Source organism: Luteimonas campi (assembly GCF_051162505.1).
In the GTDB taxonomy this organism is placed as follows: Bacteria; Pseudomonadota; Gammaproteobacteria; order Xanthomonadales; family Xanthomonadaceae; genus Luteimonas.
Genome location: NZ_JBNWEM010000001.1, coordinates 820,713 through 839,386, shown reverse-complemented (window position 1 = coordinate 839,386; position 18,674 = coordinate 820,713). Strand labels below are relative to the sequence as shown.

The 18,674-nt window shown below is 70.2% G+C and carries 11 protein-coding genes; 9 read left to right on the top strand and 2 right to left on the bottom strand.

Annotated elements, in window-relative coordinates:
* Positions 1–24: 24 nt before the first annotated feature.
* Positions 25–1,356 (top strand): xylose isomerase, encoded by a 1,332-nt coding sequence (gene xylA / locus ACQYVW_RS03745; RefSeq protein ID WP_434946086.1) that lies wholly within the window; start codon positions 25–27, stop codon positions 1,354–1,356.
* A gap of 102 nt (positions 1,357–1,458) precedes the next feature.
* Here the strand turns inward: xylA and ACQYVW_RS03740 are convergent, their stop codons facing one another.
* Positions 1,459–2,478 carry a LacI family DNA-binding transcriptional regulator gene (locus tag ACQYVW_RS03740; RefSeq protein ID WP_434946085.1) on the bottom strand — a complete coding sequence of 340 codons (1,020 nt, stop codon included), beginning with the start codon at positions 2,476–2,478 and terminating at the stop codon, positions 1,459–1,461.
* A gap of 196 nt (positions 2,479–2,674) precedes the next feature.
* Here ACQYVW_RS03740 and ACQYVW_RS03735 point away from each other — a divergent pair, with 196 nt between their 5' ends.
* The 6 genes from ACQYVW_RS03735 to ACQYVW_RS03710 all read left to right on the top strand — a co-directional run bounded on the left by ACQYVW_RS03735 (position 2,675) and on the right by ACQYVW_RS03710 (position 14,177).
* Complete coding sequence (locus ACQYVW_RS03735) at positions 2,675–4,864, top strand: alpha-glucuronidase family glycosyl hydrolase (RefSeq protein WP_434946084.1); 2,190 nt, start codon at positions 2,675–2,677, stop codon at positions 4,862–4,864.
* On the top strand, positions 4,861–6,855 hold the full coding sequence (locus tag ACQYVW_RS03730; RefSeq protein WP_434946083.1) for a sialate O-acetylesterase: 1,995 nt from the start codon (positions 4,861–4,863) through the stop codon (positions 6,853–6,855). The genes ACQYVW_RS03735 and ACQYVW_RS03730 overlap by 4 nt, the downstream gene beginning before the upstream one ends.
* On the top strand, positions 6,852–8,105 hold the full coding sequence (gene manD, locus ACQYVW_RS03725) for a D-mannonate dehydratase ManD (RefSeq protein ID WP_434946082.1): 1,254 nt from the start codon (positions 6,852–6,854) through the stop codon (positions 8,103–8,105). The genes ACQYVW_RS03730 and manD overlap by 4 nt, the downstream gene beginning before the upstream one ends.
* Before the next feature lie 89 nt (positions 8,106–8,194).
* Positions 8,195–9,886 (top strand): glycoside hydrolase family 43 protein, encoded by a 1,692-nt coding sequence (locus ACQYVW_RS03720; RefSeq protein ID WP_434946258.1) that lies wholly within the window; start codon positions 8,195–8,197, stop codon positions 9,884–9,886.
* A 23-nt stretch (positions 9,887–9,909) separates the two neighbouring features.
* Positions 9,910–12,657 carry a glycoside hydrolase family 3 C-terminal domain-containing protein gene (locus tag ACQYVW_RS03715; RefSeq protein WP_434946081.1) on the top strand — a complete coding sequence of 916 codons (2,748 nt, stop codon included), beginning with the start codon at positions 9,910–9,912 and terminating at the stop codon, positions 12,655–12,657.
* The gene (locus ACQYVW_RS03710) at positions 12,654–14,177 is read left to right on the top strand and encodes a mannitol dehydrogenase family protein (protein ID WP_434946080.1); all 1,524 of its coding nucleotides are present in this window, start codon (positions 12,654–12,656) and stop codon (positions 14,175–14,177) included. Before ACQYVW_RS03715 ends, ACQYVW_RS03710 begins: the two co-directional genes overlap by 4 nt.
* Here the strand turns inward: ACQYVW_RS03710 and ACQYVW_RS03705 are convergent.
* Positions 14,168–15,271 carry an SMP-30/gluconolactonase/LRE family protein gene (locus ACQYVW_RS03705; RefSeq protein ID WP_434946079.1) on the bottom strand — a complete coding sequence of 368 codons (1,104 nt, stop codon included), beginning with the start codon at positions 15,269–15,271 and terminating at the stop codon, positions 14,168–14,170. The two genes, ACQYVW_RS03710 and ACQYVW_RS03705, sit on opposite strands and share 10 nt — an antisense overlap.
* A 353-nt stretch (positions 15,272–15,624) precedes the next feature.
* Between ACQYVW_RS03705 and ACQYVW_RS03700 the strand changes: the two genes are divergently transcribed.
* Positions 15,625–16,437: a fumarylacetoacetate hydrolase family protein gene (locus ACQYVW_RS03700; RefSeq protein WP_434946078.1), complete on the top strand. Its 813-nt coding sequence runs from the start codon at positions 15,625–15,627 to the stop codon at positions 16,435–16,437.
* Positions 16,438–16,621: 184 nt separating this feature from the next.
* Positions 16,622–18,640, top strand: coding sequence for a YjhG/YagF family D-xylonate dehydratase (locus tag ACQYVW_RS03695; protein WP_434946077.1), 2,019 nt, complete (start codon positions 16,622–16,624; stop codon positions 18,638–18,640).
* Positions 18,641–18,674: the final 34 nt, after the last annotated feature.

The following is an 18,674-nucleotide window of genomic DNA, read 5'->3' as shown; positions in this document are numbered from 1 at the left end:
CACCACGTCACCACGGATACACACATGAGCAAGGCATTCATCGGCGCGAAGGAGTACTTCCCCGGCATCGGCACCATTCCCTACGAGGGCCCGGGTTCGGACAATCCGCTCGCGTTCAAGGTCTACGACGCGGACAAGCAGATCGGCGGCAAGAGCATGCGCGACCACCTGCGCTTCGCGGTCTGCTACTGGCACACCTTCTGCAATGCGGGCGCCGATCCGTTCGGCCCGGGTACGCGCCGCTTCCCCTGGGAGACTGGCGACGCGATGGCAACGGCCGAGGCCAAGATCGACGCCGCGTTCGAGTTCTTCACCAAGATCGGCGTGCCGTACTGGTGCTTCCATGACGTCGACATGTCGCCCGATGCGGACGACATCGGCACCTACGAGAAGAACCTGCGCCACATGGTCGGCCTGGCCAAGGAGCGCCAGCAGGCTACCGGCATGAAGCTGCTGTGGGGCACGGCCAACCTGTTCTCGCATCCGCGCTACATGAATGGCGCGTCCACCAACCCGGACTTCAACGTCGTGGCCCGCGCCGCGGTGCAGGTCAAGGCGGTGCTGGACTCGGTGGTCGAGCTGGGCGGCGAGCACTACGTGTTCTGGGGCGGCCGCGAAGGCTACGCCTCGCTGCACAACACCGACATGAAGCGCGAGCTGGCGCATTTCGCGCGCTTCCTCACCGCCGCGCGCGACTACGGGCGCAGCATCGGCTTCAAGGGCCAGTTCTTCATCGAGCCCAAGCCGATGGAGCCGATGAAGCACCAGTACGACTTCGACAGCGCCACCGTCGCCGGCTTCCTCAAGGAGCACGGGCTGGAGAAGGACTTCTCGCTCAACATCGAGGCCAACCACGCCACGCTGTCGGGCCATACCTTCGAGCACGACCTGCAGGTGGCGGCCGACCACGGCCTGCTCGGCAGCATCGACGCCAACCGCGGCAACGCGCAGAACGGCTGGGATACCGACCAGTTCCCGACCGACCTGTACGACACCGTCGGCGCGATGATGGTGGTGCTGCGCCAGGGCGGCCTGGTGGGCGGCTTGAACTTCGATGCCAAGCCGCGCCGCGAATCGACCGACATGGAGGACCTGTTCATCGCCCACATCGGCGGCATGGACGCGTTCGCGCGTGGCCTGGAAGTGGCGCATGCGCTGCTCAACGACTCGCCGTGGGAGAGCTGGCGCAAGCAGCGCTACGCCAGCTTCGACAGCGGCGCGGGCGCCGATTTCTCCGGCGGCAAGCTGGGCCTGGCCGACCTTGCCGCGCTGGCGGCGAAGAACGGCGAGCCGGCGCAGATCAGCGGCAAGCAGGAGCGCTACGAGAACCTGCTCAACCAGTACCTGCTGCGCTGAGCGGCCCGGCGGCCGGTCGACATGGGAGTACGCACGCCCCTGCCTGCCGAGCCGCCCCGGCGCTGCCGCACCGATGTCCCGGCCCGCCTGCGGGCCGGGGAGTCAGCGCGCCGGTGGCGCGACCGAATCGCGTTCGATCAGTTCGTGCGGCACGACGTGGTCGACCACCGTGCGCGTGCTCTTGTCCTTGCGGCGGATGTTGCGCAGCAGGATGTCGACCGCCGAATCGGCCATCGCCGAGATCGGCTGGCGGATCGTGGTGAGTTCGGGCCAGACCGTGGTCGCGGCCGAGGTGTCGTCGAAGCCGACGATCGACAGATCGCGCGGCACGTCGAGCCCGCGCCGGTGCGCCACCGAGACCGCCGCCGCGGCCATGTCGTCGTTGGCCGCGCAGATCGCGCTGGGCGGGGCGGGGTGCGCGAGCAGCTTCTCGGTCGCATCCAGGCCGGAGCGATAGCTGAAGAATCCCGATTCGACCAGGCTCTCGTCCAGCTCGATGCCGGCCTCGGCCAGCGCGGCCTGGAAGCCCTCGTAGCGGCGCGTGCTGGCGGTCTGGTTGGGGTTGCCCTTGATGTAGGCGATGCGGCGATGGCCGGCGGCGATCAGGTGGGCGGTGATCTCGCGACTGGCGCGGTAGTCGTCGATGCGCACGCAGGAGATGTCGTGGTGGAAGCGGCCGGAGGCGATCGCGACCACCGGCACATCGGCCTCGACGAATTCCGACACCAGGGCCTTGGACTCGCACAGCGGCGGCGGCAGGATCACGCCGGCCACGCGCTTGGCGAGCGTGCGCGCGGCCTGGCGCTGGGCCGTGGGGCCGAGGTTGTCCCAGGTGTCGATGACCAGCTGCGCGGCGGTGCGGGTGGCGCCACGCAGCGCACCGGCGAGCAGTTCGCGCAGATAGGCGTTGCTGGGGTTGGTGTAGATCATCGCCACGCGCGTGTCCTGCGCGGTGGCCAGTGCGCTGGCCGCGAGGTTGGGCGAGTAGCCGAGTTCCCGCACCGCCCGCATCACCCGTTCGCGCGTGGTTTCGCGCACCTTGCCGTGGCCGTTGACCACGCGCGAGACCGTCATCGGCGAGACCTTGGCGAGCGCCGCGACCTCGTCGAGCGTGACGGCCATCCCCTTGCGCCGAGCGGCTTTCCTGGGTTGCTTCTGCAATTCCTGTCCCCTTGCCGCGCCGCGGCGGCGTGCTGTTACGGCGCGCACGCGACCCACGGCGCAAACCGGCGGTCGCCGCCGGAACGCGTACATCATCGACCAACTGAGGGCTGAACGAATGGTACACATCGACAGGCGTCCACGACATCCCGGCGGAATGTCCGCCCAGGACATGCCCAGTCGCGGACGCGGTGCGATCCTGGCCCTGCTGGCCTGCCTGCTGGCGGTCCTGTCCTGCCTGCCGGTGGCGCAGGCCGAGGACGGCTACGACCTGTGGCTGCGCTACCGGCCGCTCGCGTCCGCCGCGGCCGACCAGCATCGCGCGCGCTTCGCCCAGCTGGTCGCGCCGTCGGCCACCCCGGTCCAGCGCGCCACGCGCGACGAACTCCTGCGCGGGTTGGACGGCCTGTTGGGCCAGGCGCCGGCACAGGCCGACACGGCCAGCCGCGCCGGAGCGCTGCTGGTCGGCACGCCCGGCTCGCTGCCGCACATCGCGCGCCTCGATCTGCCACTGGACGAGCTCGGCGACGAGGGCTACCTGATCCGCAGCACCCGCATCGACGGGCGTGCGGCGACGGTGGTCGCGGCGAACACCGACACCGGCGCCCTGTACGGCGCCTTCCACCTGTTGCGCCTGCTGCAGACCGGACAATCCGTCGACGCGCTCGACCTGCGCGAGTCGCCGAAGGTGAAGCTGCGCGTGCTCAACCACTGGGACGACCTCAACCGCCATGTCGAGCGCGGCTACTCGGGGCAGTCGATCTGGGACTGGCACCGGCTGCCCGGCTGGCTGGATCCGCGCTACACCGACTACGCGCGCGCCAATGCCTCGATCGGCATCAACGGCACCGTGCTCAACAACGTCAATGCCAACGCGCAGATCCTGACACCGATGTACCTGCAGAAGGTCGCGGCGCTGGCCGGCGTGATGCGTCCCTACGGCATCCGCGTGTACCTGAGCGCGCGCTTCAGCGCGCCGATGGAGATCGGCGGGCTGAAGACGGCCGACCCGAAGGACCCGGCGGTGCAGCGCTGGTGGCGCGCCAAGGCCGACGAGATCTATGCGCTGATCCCGGATTTCGGCGGTTTCCTGGTCAAGGCCAATTCCGAAGGCCAGCCCGGCCCGCAGGATTTCGGTCGGACGCACGCCGACGGCGCCAACATGCTGGCCGACGCGGTCTCGCCGCACGGCGGTGTGGTGATGTGGCGCGCCTTCGTCTACTCCGACGAGGAGCCCGATGACCGCCACAAGCAGGCGTATACCGAGTTCGTGCCGCACGACGGCGAGTTCCGCGACAACGTACTGGTGCAGGTGAAGAACGGCGCCATCGACTTCCAGCCGCGCGAACCCTTCCATCCGCTGTTCGGCGCGATGCCGAAGACGCCGCTGATGATGGAGTTCCAGATCACCAAGGAATACCTGGGCTTCGCCACCCACCTGGTCTACCTGGGGCCGATGTACGAGGAGGTGCTGCGCGCCGACACGCACGTCAAGGGCGAAGGTTCGACCGTGGCCAAGGTGGTCGACGGTTCGCTGGACGGGCACGCGCTCAGCGGCATTGCCGGCGTGGCCAACATCGGCAGCGACCGCAACTGGAGCGGTTCGCACTTCGACCAGGCCAACTGGTACGTGTACGGCCGTATGGCCTGGGATCCGTACGCCGGCGCGCGCGAGATCGCGCAGGACTGGGTGCGGATGACGTTCTCCACCGATGCCGCCGTGGTCGATCCCATCATCGAGATGATGATGGCCTCGCACCAGGCCGCGGTCGATTACATGACCCCGCTGGGCCTGCACCACCTGATGGGACGCGGCCACCATTACGGCCCGGCACCGTGGGTGGAGGGCGGCCCGCGCGCGGACTGGACCTCGGTGTATTTCCATCGCGCGACCAGGGACGGCATCGGCTTCGACCGCACCACCGGCGGCAGCGATGCGGTATCGCAGTACGCGCCACCGGTGGCCGCCGAGTTCAACGACCCGGCGCGCATCTCCGAGGATTTCTTGCTGTGGTTCCACCACCGCCCCTGGACCAGCCGCGTCGCCTCCGGGCGGACGCTGTGGGACGAACTGGTGCACCGCTATTCGCGCGGCGTGGCGCAGGTGGAGCGCATGCAGGCGACCTGGGCCGGCCTGGGCGGGCAGATCGATGCCGAGCGCCATCACCAGGTGGACCGCTTCCTTGCCATCCAGCGCGACGAGGCGCAGTGGTGGCGAGATGCCAGCATCGCCTACTTCCAGACCTTCTCCGGCCTGCCGATGCCAGAGGGCGAGGCGCCGCCGGCGCAGTCGCTGGAGTACTACAGGGCGCTCGAGTTCCCGCACGCACCAGGGGACACGCAGTGAGTCCGGCAGGGCGGCTGTACGGGCGGGGTGCGGCACTGGGCCTGCTGCTGCTCGCGGCCTTCGTGCCGGCAGCGGCGGAGGAGCGCGCAGAGCCGCTGCTGCACGCGATGTTCCAGGATCACGCGGTGCTGCAGCGCGATCAGCCGCTACGGGTCTGGGGGCAGGCCGAGCCGGGCGAGCGGGTGCGCGTTTCGCTCGCCGGCAAGCGCGCGTCCGCGCGTGCCGATGCCGATGGGCGCTGGCAAACGCAGCTGCCGGCACTCGCGGCCGGCGGGCCGTACGTGCTGGAGGTCGCGGCGGGCGAACGCAGCCAGCGCGTGTCCGACGTGCTGGTCGGCGACGTCTGGCTGTGCTCGGGCCAGTCGAACATGGAACTGCAGGTCTGGCGCGCGCTGGACGCCCGCGCCGAGATCGCGGGTGCCGGCAACGACCGCATCCGTCTGCTGACCGTCCCGCAGGTCTCGGACGTGGTGCCGAAGCAGACCTTTTCCGAAGACGTGCACTGGGCGCCGGTGAACTCCGACTCGGTGCGCGAGTTTTCCGCCGCCTGCTACTTCTTCGCGCGTGAACTGCAGAAGACCGTCGACGTGCCCATGGGGCTGATCGACGCGGCCTGGGGCGGCTCGCGCATCCAGGCCTGGACCAGCACCGAGACGCTGCGCACGCTGGGAACCTACGACGGCGAACTCGACGTGCTTGCGCGGTACGCCAGCGATCCGGTCGCGGCGGTGGGGGAGTGGGGCGCGCTGTGGCAGCGCTGGTGGTCGCAGCAGCCGGTCAACGGCGAGGGCGACCGGCCTTGGGAAGGCAGCGGAGACTGGCGCGCGGCCCCCGCGCAGCTTGGCGCCTGGGAGCGCTGGGGCGTGCCGGAACTGGCCGATTTCAACGGCATGGTCTGGTATCGCACCGATGTGCAGCTGACCGCCGCGCAGGCGGCGCAGGACGCTGTGCTGCTGCTCGGACCGGCCGACGAGATCGACATGACCTGGGTCAATGGTCGTGGCGTCGGCAGTACCTACGGCGCTGGCGCGGGGCGCGAGTACGAACTGCCGGCGGGCCTGCTGCGCGCGGGCGGGAACAGCATCGTGGTGAACGTGCTGGACACCTATCGCGATGGCGGACTCGCCGGCCCGGCCAGCGCGCATTCGCTGCGCCTGGCCGACGGCAGCATCGTGCCGCTGGACGGTGGCTGGCAGTACCGGATCGTGCCGCCCGAGGCGGGTACGCCACCGCGCGCGCCGTGGCAGAGCGCGGCAGGACTGTCGACGCTGTTCAACGGCATGATCGCGCCGCTGGGCCGCTACGGCCTGCGCGGCGCGCTGTGGTACCAGGGCGAGTCGAACACCTTCGAGCACGCCCGCTACGCGGAACTGCTGCGCGCCTTGCGCAGCGACTGGCGCGCGCGCTTCGGCGACGGCCTGCCCCTGCTGGTGGCGCAGCTGGCCAACTACGGCGCCGCGCCCACCGCACCGACCGAGAGCGACTGGGCCGCCCTGCGCGAAGCGCAACGGGCGGTCGCCGCCGAGGATCCGCGCACCGGGCTGGTGGTGGCGATCGACATCGGCGACCGCTACGACATCCACCCCACCAACAAGCAGGAGCTCGGCCGACGCTTCGCGCGCGCTGCGCGCAACGTGGTCTATGGCGAAGCGCTGCCAGCCACCGGTCCGGTCGCGAAGGCGGTCCGCCGCAACGGCGAGGCGGTGGTCGTCGAGTTCGGCGGCGTGACCGATGGCCTGGTGGCCTACGGCGCGGACGGCCCGATCGGCTTCGAACTGTGCGGCCCAGATGCCGGCTCCTGTCGCTACGTCACTGCGCAGCACCGGAGCAACCGCGTCACCCTGAACGCACCCGCCGCACATGCGGCGACGCGCGTGCGCTACTGCTGGGCCGACAGCCCGGTCTGCACCCTGTTCGACGGCGCCGGCCTGCCTGCCGGCCCATTCGAGCTTCCCCTGTCCCCGATGATCGACGACGACCACGCACGATGAACGCCCATACCACCGAAACCACCACCCACGGCTCCAAGAACGACCGCGAAATCGTCGACGCCAAGGTCATCGTCACCTGCCCGGGGCGCAACTTCGTCACCCTGAAGATCACCACCCGCTCGGGCGTGTACGGCCTGGGCGATGCCACCCTCAACGGCCGCGAACTGGCGGTGGCTTCGTATCTGTCCGACCACGTGGTGCCGAACCTGATCGGCCGCGACGCCGGCCGCATCGAGGACATCTGGCAGTTCTTCTACCGCGGCGCCTACTGGCGGCGCGGGCCGGTGACCATGAGCGCGATCGCCGCGGTCGACGTGGCGTTGTGGGACATCCTCGGCAAGATGGCCGGCATGCCCGTGTACCAGCTGCTGGGCGGCCGTTCGCGCGAGGGCGCGCTGGTCTATGGCCACGCCAACGGCCGCGACATCGCCGAAGCCTCCGATGCGGTCGGCGGATTCATCGAGCAGGGCTTCCTCGCGGTGCGCGCGCAGTGCGGCGTGCCGGGGGTGAAGAAGGCCTACGGCATCTCCAACGCCAAGGGCTACGAGCCGGCCGAGAGCGAGCTGCCGCTGGAAACCACCTGGAACACGCCGCGCTACCTGGACGTGGTGCCGAAGCTGTTCGAACAGCTGCGCGCCGACCACGGCAGCAATGTCGAACTGCTGCACGACGTGCACCATCGCCTGACCCCGATCGAGGCCGCGCGCCTGGCGAAGTCGCTCGAACCCTACCGCCTGTTCTGGCTGGAGGATGCGACCCCGGCCGAGAACCAGAAGGGCTTCGAGCTGATCCGCCAGCACTCGGTCACCGCGCTGGCGGTGGGCGAGGTGTTCAACTCCATCTGGGACTGCAAGCACCTGATCGAGAACCAGCTGATCGACTACATCCGCACCACCATCGTGCATGGCGGCGGCATCAGCCACGTGCGACGCATCGCCGACTTCGCCGCCCTGCACCAGGTGCGCACCGGCTTCCACGGCGCCACCGACCTCTCGCCCGTGACGATGGGCGCGGCGCTGCACTTCGATACCTGGGTGCCGAACTTCGGCATCCAGGAGTACATGTTCCACACCGAAGAGACCGACGCGGTGTTCCCGCACGACTACGTGCTGCGCAATGGTCGCCTGCACGTGGGCGACACGCCGGGGATCGGCGTCGACATCGACGAGGCCCTGGCGGCCAAGTATCCGTACGCACCCAAGCAACTGCCGATCGCGCGCCTGGAAGACGGCGCGATGTGGGACTGGTGAAACAGGCCATTCGAAGGGGAATCCAGATGACCATCCGCAACAAGCCGCGTGCCCTGGCGGGCCATGCCGGACGCATCCTCGCCGGCGGCATCGCAGCCGTGCTGCTGGCAGCCTGCGGAAACGAACCCGCGGCGCAGGCCGCCCCAGCCGGCGCCGACAGCGCACCCGCGCCCGTGTATTTCGACTGGTTCGAGTACACCGGCCGCGACGCCGCATTCGAGGCGCCGGTGCCCGCGGGCAGCTTCCGCAATCCGGTGCTGTCCGGCTTCCATTCCGACCCGAGCGTGACCGCCGCCAACGGCAAGTTCTACCTGGTGGCCTCCACCTTCACCTTCTTCCCCGGCATTCCGGTGTTCGAGAGCGAGGACCTGGTGCACTGGAAGCAGGTGGGCAACGCGATCCACCGCCCGGAGCAGCTGGATTTCGACGGGCTGGGCGTCTCGCGTGGCGTGTTCGCCCCGGCCATCGAGTTCCACGACGGCACCTTCTACGTGGTCAATACTTCGGTCGACGCCGGCGGCAACTTCATCGTCACCGCCACCGATCCGGCAGGCCCCTGGTCGGATCCGGCCTGGCTGCCCGGCATCGGCGGCATCGACCCCTCGCTGTTCTTCGACGACGACGGCAAGGTCTACATCCTCAATAACGACGAGCCCGCCGTTCCGGTGCGCTATGACGGCCATCGTGCGATCTGGCTGCAGGAAATCGACATCGCCACCAAGCAGCCGTTCGGGCCGCGCAAGGTGCTGGTCGACGGCGGCGTGAAGCCCGAAGAGAACCCGATCTGGATCGAGGGGCCGCACATCTACAAGGTGGATGGCTGGTACTACCTCAACAATGCCGAAGGCGGCACCGGGCCGCAGCATTCGCAGGTGATCCTGCGCAGCCGCGACGTGTGGGGTCCGTACGAGCCGTACGAGAACAACCCGATCCTGACCCAGCGCGACCTGGATCCGGATCGCCCGCTGCCTGTGACCAATGCCGGCCATGCCGACATGGTGCAGGCGCCGGACGGCTCCTGGTGGGCGACCTTCCTGGCCAGCCGCAACTACGGCGTGGACCACTACAACACCGGTCGCGAGACCTTCCTGCTGCCCGTGACCTGGCAGGACGGCTGGCCCGTCATCCTGCCGCGCGGGGAGAAGATTCCCTACGTGCTGCCGGGCCCGTCCTTCATGAAGCAGCCGGCCGACCAGGCGCCGATGACCGGCAACTTCACCTGGCGCGACGAGTTCGACACGGTCGAGCTGGGCAAGGGCTGGATGACGCCGCGCGTGCCCAAGACGCAGTGGTACGACGGCACTTCGCGTCCCGGCTGGTTGGCGATCCAGCCGCTGGCCGAGCGCCTGGACACGCTAGTCAATCCCGCGTTCTACGCGCGCCGCCAGCAGCACCAGGTGTTCGAGGCGAGTACCGCGATGGAGCTTCCGGCGCCTGGCGTTGCGGCCGGCCTGGCCGCGTTCCAGGGCGAGACGCACTGGTACTTCCTCGGCGTGCGCCGCAGCGCAGGCCAGGGCGTCGAGGTGTTCCTGGAGAAGAAGGCGGGCGAGGGCGAGCCGGAGGTCGTTGCGAGGCAATCCGTCGTCGAGGCGGCGCAGTTCACGCTGCACATCGAAGGCGATGAAGGCGCCTACGGTTTCGGCTTCGATGCCGGCGACGGCAAGGGCGTGCAGTGGCTGCTGCGCGATGCCGACGGGACGATCCTGAGCACCGACGTGGCCGGCGGATTCGTCGGCGCCACCATCGGCCCACATGCGCGCGACGAGCGCGGCACGCAGTGACACGACCTGGGAGGGACGGGGACATGCGAATCGATCACACACAGGCGCCGACGAGGCGTCCCAGCCCGGCGCCACGCGCCCTGGTCCGCGGCTGCGCGATCGCGCTGCTGGCCGTGCTGCCAGCGCTCGCGCTGCAGGCCGACGACGGCGACCGTCCCTGGTTCGACGCGTCGAAGGGCTTCGAGGAGCGCGCCGCCGCGCTGGTCTCGCGGATGACGCTGGAGGAGAAGGCTGCGCAGATGCAGAACGACTCGCCGGCCATCGAGCGGCTGGGCCTGCCCGAGTACGAGTGGTGGAACGAGGCCCTGCACGGCGTCGCCCGAGCTGGCGCGGCCACCGTGTTCCCGCAGGCGATCGGCATGGCCGCGAGCTTCAACGTGCCGCTGATGGACGAGATCTCCAGGACCATCAGCGACGAAGCGCGCGCCAAGCACCACGAGGCCTTCCGCAACGGCCAGCACGGCCGCTACCAGGGCCTGACGTTCTGGTCGCCCAACATCAACATCTTCCGCGACCCGCGCTGGGGCCGCGGCCAGGAAACCTACGGCGAGGATCCGTTCCTCACCTCGCGCATGGGCATCTCTTTCGTGCGCGGCCTGCAGGGCGTCGCGCCCGATGGTTCGCCGCTGCCCGAATCGCAGGGCGGCAAGTACCGCAAGCTCGACGCCACCGCCAAGCACCTGGCCGTGCACAGCGGACCGGAGGCCGACCGCCATACGTTCGACGTGCATCCTTCGCGCCGCGACCTGTGGGAGACCTACCTGCCCGCGTTCGAGGCGCTGGTGAAGGAAGGGCAGGTCAAGGCGGTGATGGGCGCCTACAACCGCGTCTATGGCGAATCGGCCAGCGGCAGCAAGCTGCTGCTGCGCGACATCCTGCGCGAGCAGTGGGGCTTCAAGGGCTATGTGATGTCCGACTGCTGGGCGATCGTGGACATCTGGAAGAACCACAAGATCGTCGCCACGCCGGAGGAGGCGGCCGCGCTGGCGGTGAAGAACGGCACCGAACTCAACTGCGGCAGCACCTACGCCGAGCACCTGCCGGTGGCGGTGCGCAAGGGCCTGATCAGCGAAGCCGAGCTGGACGATGCGCTGACCCGGCTGATGACCACGCGCATGGAGCTGGGCATGTTCGACCCTGCCGCGCAGGTGCCCTGGGCCCAGACCCCGTACTCGGTCAACCAGGCGCCCGCGCACGACGCGCTGGCGCGGCGCGCGGCGCAGGAATCGATCGTACTGTTGAAGAACGATGGCGTGTTGCCGCTGTCGAAGGACATCAAGCGGATTGCCGTGGTCGGCCCCACGGCCGACGACACCATGTCGCTGCTGGGCAACTACTACGGCACGCCCGCCGATCCGGTCACCGTGCTGCGCGGCATCCGCGAAGCGTTGCCGAATGCCGAGGTGGTGTATGCGCGCGGCGCGGACCTGGTCGAGGGACGCGAGGACCCCGCGGCCACGCCGCTGATCGAGCCGCAGTACCTGCGTCCGGCGGCCGGTTCGAACGAACGCGGCCTGCGCGGCGAGTACTTCCGCAACAAGGACCTGTCGGGGACGCCGGTGCTGGTGCGGGTCGACGCGCAGATCGGCTTTCGCTGGGACCGCGGTTCGCCGACCGACAACCTGATGGCGCGCGGTGAAGCCGGCCCGGACAACGCCGTGCCGAACGAGAACTTCAGCATCCGCTGGAGTGGACAGCTGCTGCCGCCGGTGGACGGACGCTACAGCCTGGAGGCGGGCGCCAACGACGGCTTCCGCCTGTACCTGGACGGCAAGCTGCTGCTCGATCACTGGGAGAACAGCGAGCGCCTGCGCGCCGACAGCGTCGAGGTCGACCTCGAAGGCGGTCGTGCCTACGACCTGCGCCTGGAGTACTACGAAAACGATCGCGACGCCGGCGTGCGCCTGGCCTGGGACCTGCCGGGCGCCAAGCCCCCGTTCGAGGAGGCTCTGGACGCGGCGCGCAGCGCCGACGCCGTGGTCTTCGTCGGCGGCCTGACCGGCGACGTCGAAGGCGAGGAAATGACGGTCAACTTCCCCGGGTTCTCCGGTGGCGACCGCACCGACATCCGCCTTCCGGCCACGCAGCAGAAGCTGCTGGAAGCCCTGCACGCGACCGGCAAGCCGGTGGTGCTGGTGCTGACCACCGGCGCCGCGCTGGGCGTGGACTGGGCCAAGGCGAACCTGCCTGCGATCCTGGTGGCCTGGTACCCGGGCCAGCGCGGCGGCAACGCGGTGGCCGACGTGCTGTTCGGCGACGTGAGCCCGGCCGGACGCCTGCCGGTCACGTTCTACAGCGCGGACGAGCAGTTGCCCGCGTTCGACGACTACGACATGGCCAACCGCACCTACCGCTACTTCCGCGGCAAGCCGCTGTATCCGTTCGGGCACGGGCTGTCCTATACCACGTTCGACTACAGCGGACTGCGGCTCGACCGCGACCGCGCGGCCGTCGACGACACGCTGACCGCGACCGTGACCGTGCGCAACAGCGGCCAGCGCGCAAGCGACGAGGTCGTGCAGCTCTACCTGCGGCCGCTGGCGCCGGTGCGCGAGCGTGCGCTGCGCGAGCTGCGTGGATTCCAGCGAGTGCACCTGGCGCCGGGCGAGTCGCGCGAGCTGCGCTTTGCGTTCACGCCGTCGCGCGACCTGCGCCATTACGACGAGGCCGCCGGCCGCTACGCGGTGGACCCGGGCCGCTTTGCTGTGGAGATCGGCGCGTCCAGCGCCGACCTGCGGATCGGCAGCCAGTTCGAGGTGGAAGCGCCGTGAACTCCGCGTCCGACGTCCGGCTGCAGGCCGACGCAGTCGCGAGTCCGCCGCGGCTGTCCGCGCGCACGCTCGCGTCGCTGCCGGCTCCAGTGCAGCGGCCTGCCTACGCGCGCGAGTCCACGCGCATCGGCGTGGTGCATTTCGGCCCGGGTGCGTTCCATCGCGCCCACCAGGCGGTGTATCTGGACGAGCTGCTGGCCGACGAACCCGACTGGGCGATCAGCGCGGTCTCGCTGCACAGCCCCGGCGTGCGCGATGCGCTGCAGCCGCAGGACGGCCTGTACGCGTTGGCCCTGCTCGGCGAACAGCCGTCGCTGCGGGTGATCGGCTCGATCCGGGAGGTGCTGTGCGCCCCCCAGCAGCGCAAGGCGGTGATGTCGCGCCTGGTCGATCCGCAGGTGCGGCTGGTGACGCTGACCATCACCGAGAAGGGCTACTGCCTCTCGCATGAGGGCGTCGATGCCGCGCATCCGGACATCGCCCGCGACCTGGCCTCGCCCGAGCAGCCGATCAGCGCCATCGGCTGGCTGGTGGCGGGGTTGCGCGAACGCCGCGAACGCAGGCTGGCGCCCTACACCGTGCTCAGCTGCGACAACCTCGCAGACAACGGCGGGCGCCTGCGCCGGGCGGTGTTCGACTACGCCCGCCGCATCGACCGCGATCTGGCCACGTGGATCGAAGCCAACGTCGCCTTCCCGCGCTCGATGGTCGACAGCATCACGCCCGCCAGCGACGACGCGCTGCGCGAGCGCGTCTCCGCTGCGCTGGGCGTAGAGGACGCCTGGCCGGTGCAGCGCGAGGCGTACACGCAATGGGTGGTCGAGGACGATTTCCGCAGCGGCCGTCCGCGCTTCGAGCGCGCGGGCGTGGTGATGAGCAGCGATATCGCCGGCTACGACCGGGCCAAGCTGCGCCTGCTCAACGCGCCGCATTCGGCGCTGGCCTACCTCGGCTCGCTGATGCGCATCGACACGGTGGCCGAGGCCATGCGCGAGCCGGCGCTGGCCGGCTTCGTGGAACGGCTGATGCGCGAGGACATCGTGCCGACGCTGTCGCTGCCGGACGGCTTCGATCCCGACGCCTATGTGGCCGCGATCCTGGAGCGGTTCCGCAATCCCGCGATCCGCCACCTGCTGGCGCAGATCGCCTGGGACGGCTCGCAGAAGATCCCGGTGCGCCTGCTCGGCACCATCGCCGACGCGCTGGCTGCCGGCCGTCGCATCGACCGGCTATGCCTGCCGGTGGCGGGCTGGCTGCGTTTCGTGGTGCGCCAGGCGCGTGCCGGCGTGGCGCTGGTCGATCCGATGGATGCGCAGCTCACGGCCATCGGCTGCGGGGCATCGGCTGTCGCGGAGGACGACGTGGAGGCGTTCCTCCAGCTTGATGCCGTGTTCGGGTCGCTGGCAGGCGATGCGCGCTTCGCCGATGCGCTGCGCGCAGCCTGGACGTCGCTGGGCGACGGCGAGCCGGCGACGGTGGCGCGTGCGCTCACCGTCGCCGCCCGGGCGCCTCAGTCTTGAAAGCCCAGGCCCGTCACCTTCAGCGGCACGCGGGCCAGGAACCTGTGCGAGGTCATGTACAGCGTACGGCCGTCGTCGCCGAAGGCGCAGTTGGCGATCGCGCTACCCGTCTCGATGCGGCCCAGGCGCTTGCCCTGCGCGTCGAACACCAGCACGCCGCCGGGGCCAGTGGCGAACACCAGGCCATCGGTGGACACGGCCAGGCCGTCCGGCAGGCCCTGGCCACCGTCGCGGGCCAGGTCGGAGGCATCGGCGAACTGCCGCTTGTCGACGACGTTGCCTGTCGCATCGAGGGTGTAGGCCATCCAGATCGGCCGCTGCTCGTCGGAGTTGGCCACGTACAGGGTGTTGCCGTCGGGCGAGAATGCCAAGCCGTTGGGACGGTTCAAGGAATCGTCCAGCAGGTGCACGCTGCCGTCGGCATCGATGCGGTAGATGCCGTTGACGTCCTGCTCCTTGGCCGGCGACTCGTCGCCATCCTTCAGGCCGTAGGGCGGATCGGTGAAGAACACCGTGCCGTCGCCGCGCGCCACCACGTCGTTGGGGCTGTTGAAGCGCTTGTCCTGGAAGGTTTCGGCCAGGGCGACGCGGGACTTGTCGGCCGGGTTGAACCGGGCGACCAGACGGTTGCCCGAATCGGCCAGCAGCACCGTGCCTTCCGCTTCGGTGAACAGCCCGTTCGCGCCGCCCTCGCGCAGGGTGTCGAGCGGCGGGCCCGCGTAACCGGAGGGGTCGAGGAAGAGCGACAGGCCATCGGCCTGGGACCAGCGGTACATGCGGTTCTCCGGCGGATCGTTGAACAGCAGGTAGCCACCGCTATCGCGCACCCAGGTCGGGCCTTCGGCCCAGGTGAACGTGTCGTCGGTGAGCTTCTCGATGCGCGCTCCGGCGTCGACCACGTCGGCGAAGGCCGCGTCATAGGAGGTGAGCTTGCCCACGGTTTCGAAGCTCGCTGCCGTCGGCGGTTCTGCGGCAGCGGTGTCGGTATCGGCATCGCCATCGGTGTTCCCGCTCGCGCTGGTATCGCTTCCGGCCGTGCAGGCGGCGAGGCCAAGGGCGAGGGCGGCGGTCAGCAGCGAAGGAATGAATCGCATCGGCATGTCCTGTCTGGGAGTGTCGGAGAGGGCGACCGGTCGCGCGCGGATGTCGCAGTTCCGCGAATGAGCGCTGTGCCGCCGAGTGTCGACGCAGCCAGCCTGGGCCGCGCTGCGCATCCGCATCATAGCCTCGCACGTGCCGCCGATGCGCCGTCTTCGAAGTTGCACGCGCAACCTTGGTCTCGGCATCCCCTGCCATCTGCAGGAGCGGCTTCAGCCGCGGCCGCCTTCCGTGCCGTTGCCGATTTCCACCTGTTGCAACGCGCCTTGATCCGGCGCCACCGCACCGGTCCCGCCCGGCACGACCAGGACCTCAACACTTTCCCGCACCTTGCATGGAGTCGCTCCCGATGCACCCACTGCTGACCCGCCACGCCACCGCCGACGGCCCGCGTTGGGCGATCGACGGCCGCTACCTCTCGCGCGAATTCTCGCTCTCGCACTGGCTGGCGCTTGCGCCCGACGCAGCCGCCGATGCCCTGGATGCAGGCGGTGAAGCAGCCGATGCGCCGCTGCTCGCGCCGGTCGACGACGTGCAGGAGATCTGGGCCAGCGGCGTGACCTATCTCAGCAGCCGCATGGCGCGCGAGGCCGAGTCGCAAAGCGCCGACGTCTACCAGAAGGTCTACGGCGCCGAGCGGCCCGAACTGTTCTTCAAGGCCACCGGCTGGCGCGCCCGGGGCCCGGGTGCGTCGATCCGCGTGCGCGCCGACAGCGGCTGGAACGTGCCGGAACCGGAGCTGGTGCTGGTACTCGACAGCACGGGCCGCATCGTCGGCTACACCACCGGCAACGATGTGTCCTCGCGCAGCATCGAGGGCGAGAATCCACTGTACCTGCCGCAGGCCAAGGTCTATGACGGTGCCTGCGCGATCGGCCCCGGGATCCGCCTGTGCGACGCCGACGCGCTGCGCGACCTGCCGATCTCGCTCGAGATCCGGCGGGGTGGCGCCGCGTTGTTCTCGGGCGATACCCGCACGTCGCAGATCAAACGCCGCCTCGAGGACCTTGCCGGCTGGCTGTTTCGCGAACTGCACCAGCCCGCCGGCGCCCTGCTGTTCACCGGCACCGGTATCGTCCCCGGCGAGGATTTCACCCTGCAGGGCGGTGACGTGGTGCGCATCGATATCGCCGGCCTCGTGCTCGAAAACCCGGTCGAATGACCAGGCGCCCTCGCATTCCAGCTCCGGGCGTCGCACGCGCCGCTCACGTCGCAGCCACGGGCCTCGATCGCTTTCCCCCCGGCCGGCCACGGCGGGTGTGGGGGATCGCCGGCGCATCGAACGCAGCCCGCCACGCCGACCCGGACCCGACGGGTCTGTACCGCCTCGCCCGGAAGGGGGCAGCATGACCGCCACCGCTCTCGATCCCATCCTTGGCGACGGTGCCGCGCTGTTGCACACGCGCACCAGTGGCGAGGGCCCTGCGGGCAGCCTGCCGATCGACGCCGACACCTTGCGCGACGCGCCCAGCGGCCACCTGTTCGGCATGACCCAGAACGCGGGCATGGGCTGGCGTGCCTCCGAAGTCGCGCGCGATCCCTATCTCATCCTCAGCACCCAGGGCGGCCTGCGCGCGCCCGATGGCCAGCCGATCGCGCTCGGCCTGCACACCGGACACTGGGAACTCGACCAGATGGTGCGCGCCGCCGCCGAAACGCTCGCCGCCAAGGGCGGCCTGCCGTTCTCCGTGGCCTGCAGCGATCCCTGCGACGGCCGCACCCAGGGCACGACCGGCATGTTCGACAGCCTGCCCTACCGCAACGACGCGGCGATGGTGATGCGCCGCCTGGTGCGTTCGCTGCCCACGCGCCTGGGCGTGCTGGGCGTGGCCACCTGCGACAAGGGCCTGCCAGCGATGATGCTGGCGCTGGCCGGCTGCGGCGAGCTGCCCGGCGTGGTCGTGCCCGGCGGCGTCACCCTGCCGGCGCGCGGCGCCGAGGATACCGCCGTGGTGCAGACCATCGGCGCACGCTTCGCGCATGGGCTGATCGACCTGGAGCATGCCGCGGCCATGGGCTGCCGCGCCTGCGGCTCGCCCGGCGGCGGCTGCCAGTTCCTCGGCACGGCCGCGACCTCGCAGGTGATCGCCGAAGCGCTGGGCATGGCCTTGCCGCACAGCGCACTGGCGCCATCGGGCGAACCGGTGTGGCTCGACATCGCGCGCCGCTCGGCGCTGGCGCTGATGCAGCTGGCGCGGCAGGGCAGGGCGCTGTCGACCATCCTCACCCGCGAGGCCTTCGACAACGCGCTGGTGGTGCACGCCGCGTTCGGTGGATCGACCAACCTGCTGCTGCACGTCCCCGCGATCGCACACGCCGCCGGCGTGGAGCGCCCGACGGTGGACGACTGGATCCGCGCCAACCGCGCCACGCCGCGCCTGGTCGATGCCTTGCCCAATGGTCCGCGCCATCACCCGACCGTGCAGGTGTTCATGGCCGGCGGCGTGCCCGAGGTGATGCTGCACCTGCGGAGCATGGGCCTGTTGCATCTGGACGTGCCGACCGTCAGCGGCCGCAGCCTGGGCGAGAACCTCGACTGGTGGGAGCGCAGCGACGCGCGCCGCATCGCGCGCGAGCGCCTGCGCGAGCTGGACGGCGTCGATCCGGCGCACGTCATCATGGGCCCGGACGCCGCGCGTGCGGCGGGGCTGTCCAGCGCACTGGTGTTCCCGCGCGGGAACATCGCGCCGGAGGGCGCGGTGATCAAGGCCACCTCGATCGATCCTTCCGTCGTCGACGCCGACAACGTCTACCGGCACAGCGGCCGCGCCCGCGTGTTCGCCAGCGAGCGCGAGGCGATCCGCGCGATCAAGTCCAAGGGGACGGATGCGGTGATGGCCGGCGACGTGATCGTGCTGGCCGGTTGCGGCCCGGCCGGTACCGGGATGGAGGAAACCTACCAGCTCACCTCTGCGCTCAAGCACCTGCCCTGGGGCAAGCACGTGGCGGTGATCACCGACGCGCGCTTCTCCGGCGTCTCGACCGGCGCCTGCATCGGCCATGTCGGGCCGGAGGCGCTGGCCGGTGGGCCGATCGGACGCCTGCGCGATGGCGATATCGTCCGCATCGAGATCGATCGTGGCCGGCTGGAAGGGCGCATCGATTACGTCGGCGCCGATCCGGACGCGCCGCTCGATCCAGCGGTGGCCGCGGCGCTGCTCGAAGGACGGGAGTTGCATCCGGCGATGGCCGCGCACCCGCGCCTGCCTGCCGACACCCGCCTCTGGGCGGCGCTGCAGGACGCAGGCGGCGGCACCTGGGGCGGCTGCGTCTACGACGTCGACGCCATCGTCGAGACGCTGCGCGCCGGGCGCGAGGCGCTGGCGAGGGAGCGCGATCGTGTTGCGCGCGAGGGCGCCGGATGAGCGCCGGGAGTTTCCGCCGCATGCGACCCACAGG

Excerpts from the sequence above, each read along its gene's own strand:
- xylA (WP_434946086.1), top strand. The coding sequence starts at position 25 with ATGAGCAAGGCATTCATCGGCGCGAAGGAGTACTTCCCCGGCATCGGC.
- ACQYVW_RS03740 (WP_434946085.1), bottom strand. The coding sequence starts at position 2,478 with ATGGCCGTCACGCTCGACGAGGTCGCGGCGCTCGCCAAGGTCTCGCCG.
- ACQYVW_RS03735 (WP_434946084.1), top strand. The coding sequence starts at position 2,675 with ATGTCCGCCCAGGACATGCCCAGTCGCGGACGCGGTGCGATCCTGGCC.
- manD (WP_434946082.1), top strand. The coding sequence starts at position 6,852 with ATGAACGCCCATACCACCGAAACCACCACCCACGGCTCCAAGAACGAC.
- ACQYVW_RS03715 (WP_434946081.1), top strand. The coding sequence starts at position 9,910 with ATGCGAATCGATCACACACAGGCGCCGACGAGGCGTCCCAGCCCGGCG.
- ACQYVW_RS03705 (WP_434946079.1), bottom strand. The coding sequence starts at position 15,271 with ATGCGATTCATTCCTTCGCTGCTGACCGCCGCCCTCGCCCTTGGCCTC.
- ACQYVW_RS03700 (WP_434946078.1), top strand. The coding sequence starts at position 15,625 with ATGCACCCACTGCTGACCCGCCACGCCACCGCCGACGGCCCGCGTTGG.
- ACQYVW_RS03695 (WP_434946077.1), top strand. The coding sequence starts at position 16,622 with ATGACCGCCACCGCTCTCGATCCCATCCTTGGCGACGGTGCCGCGCTG.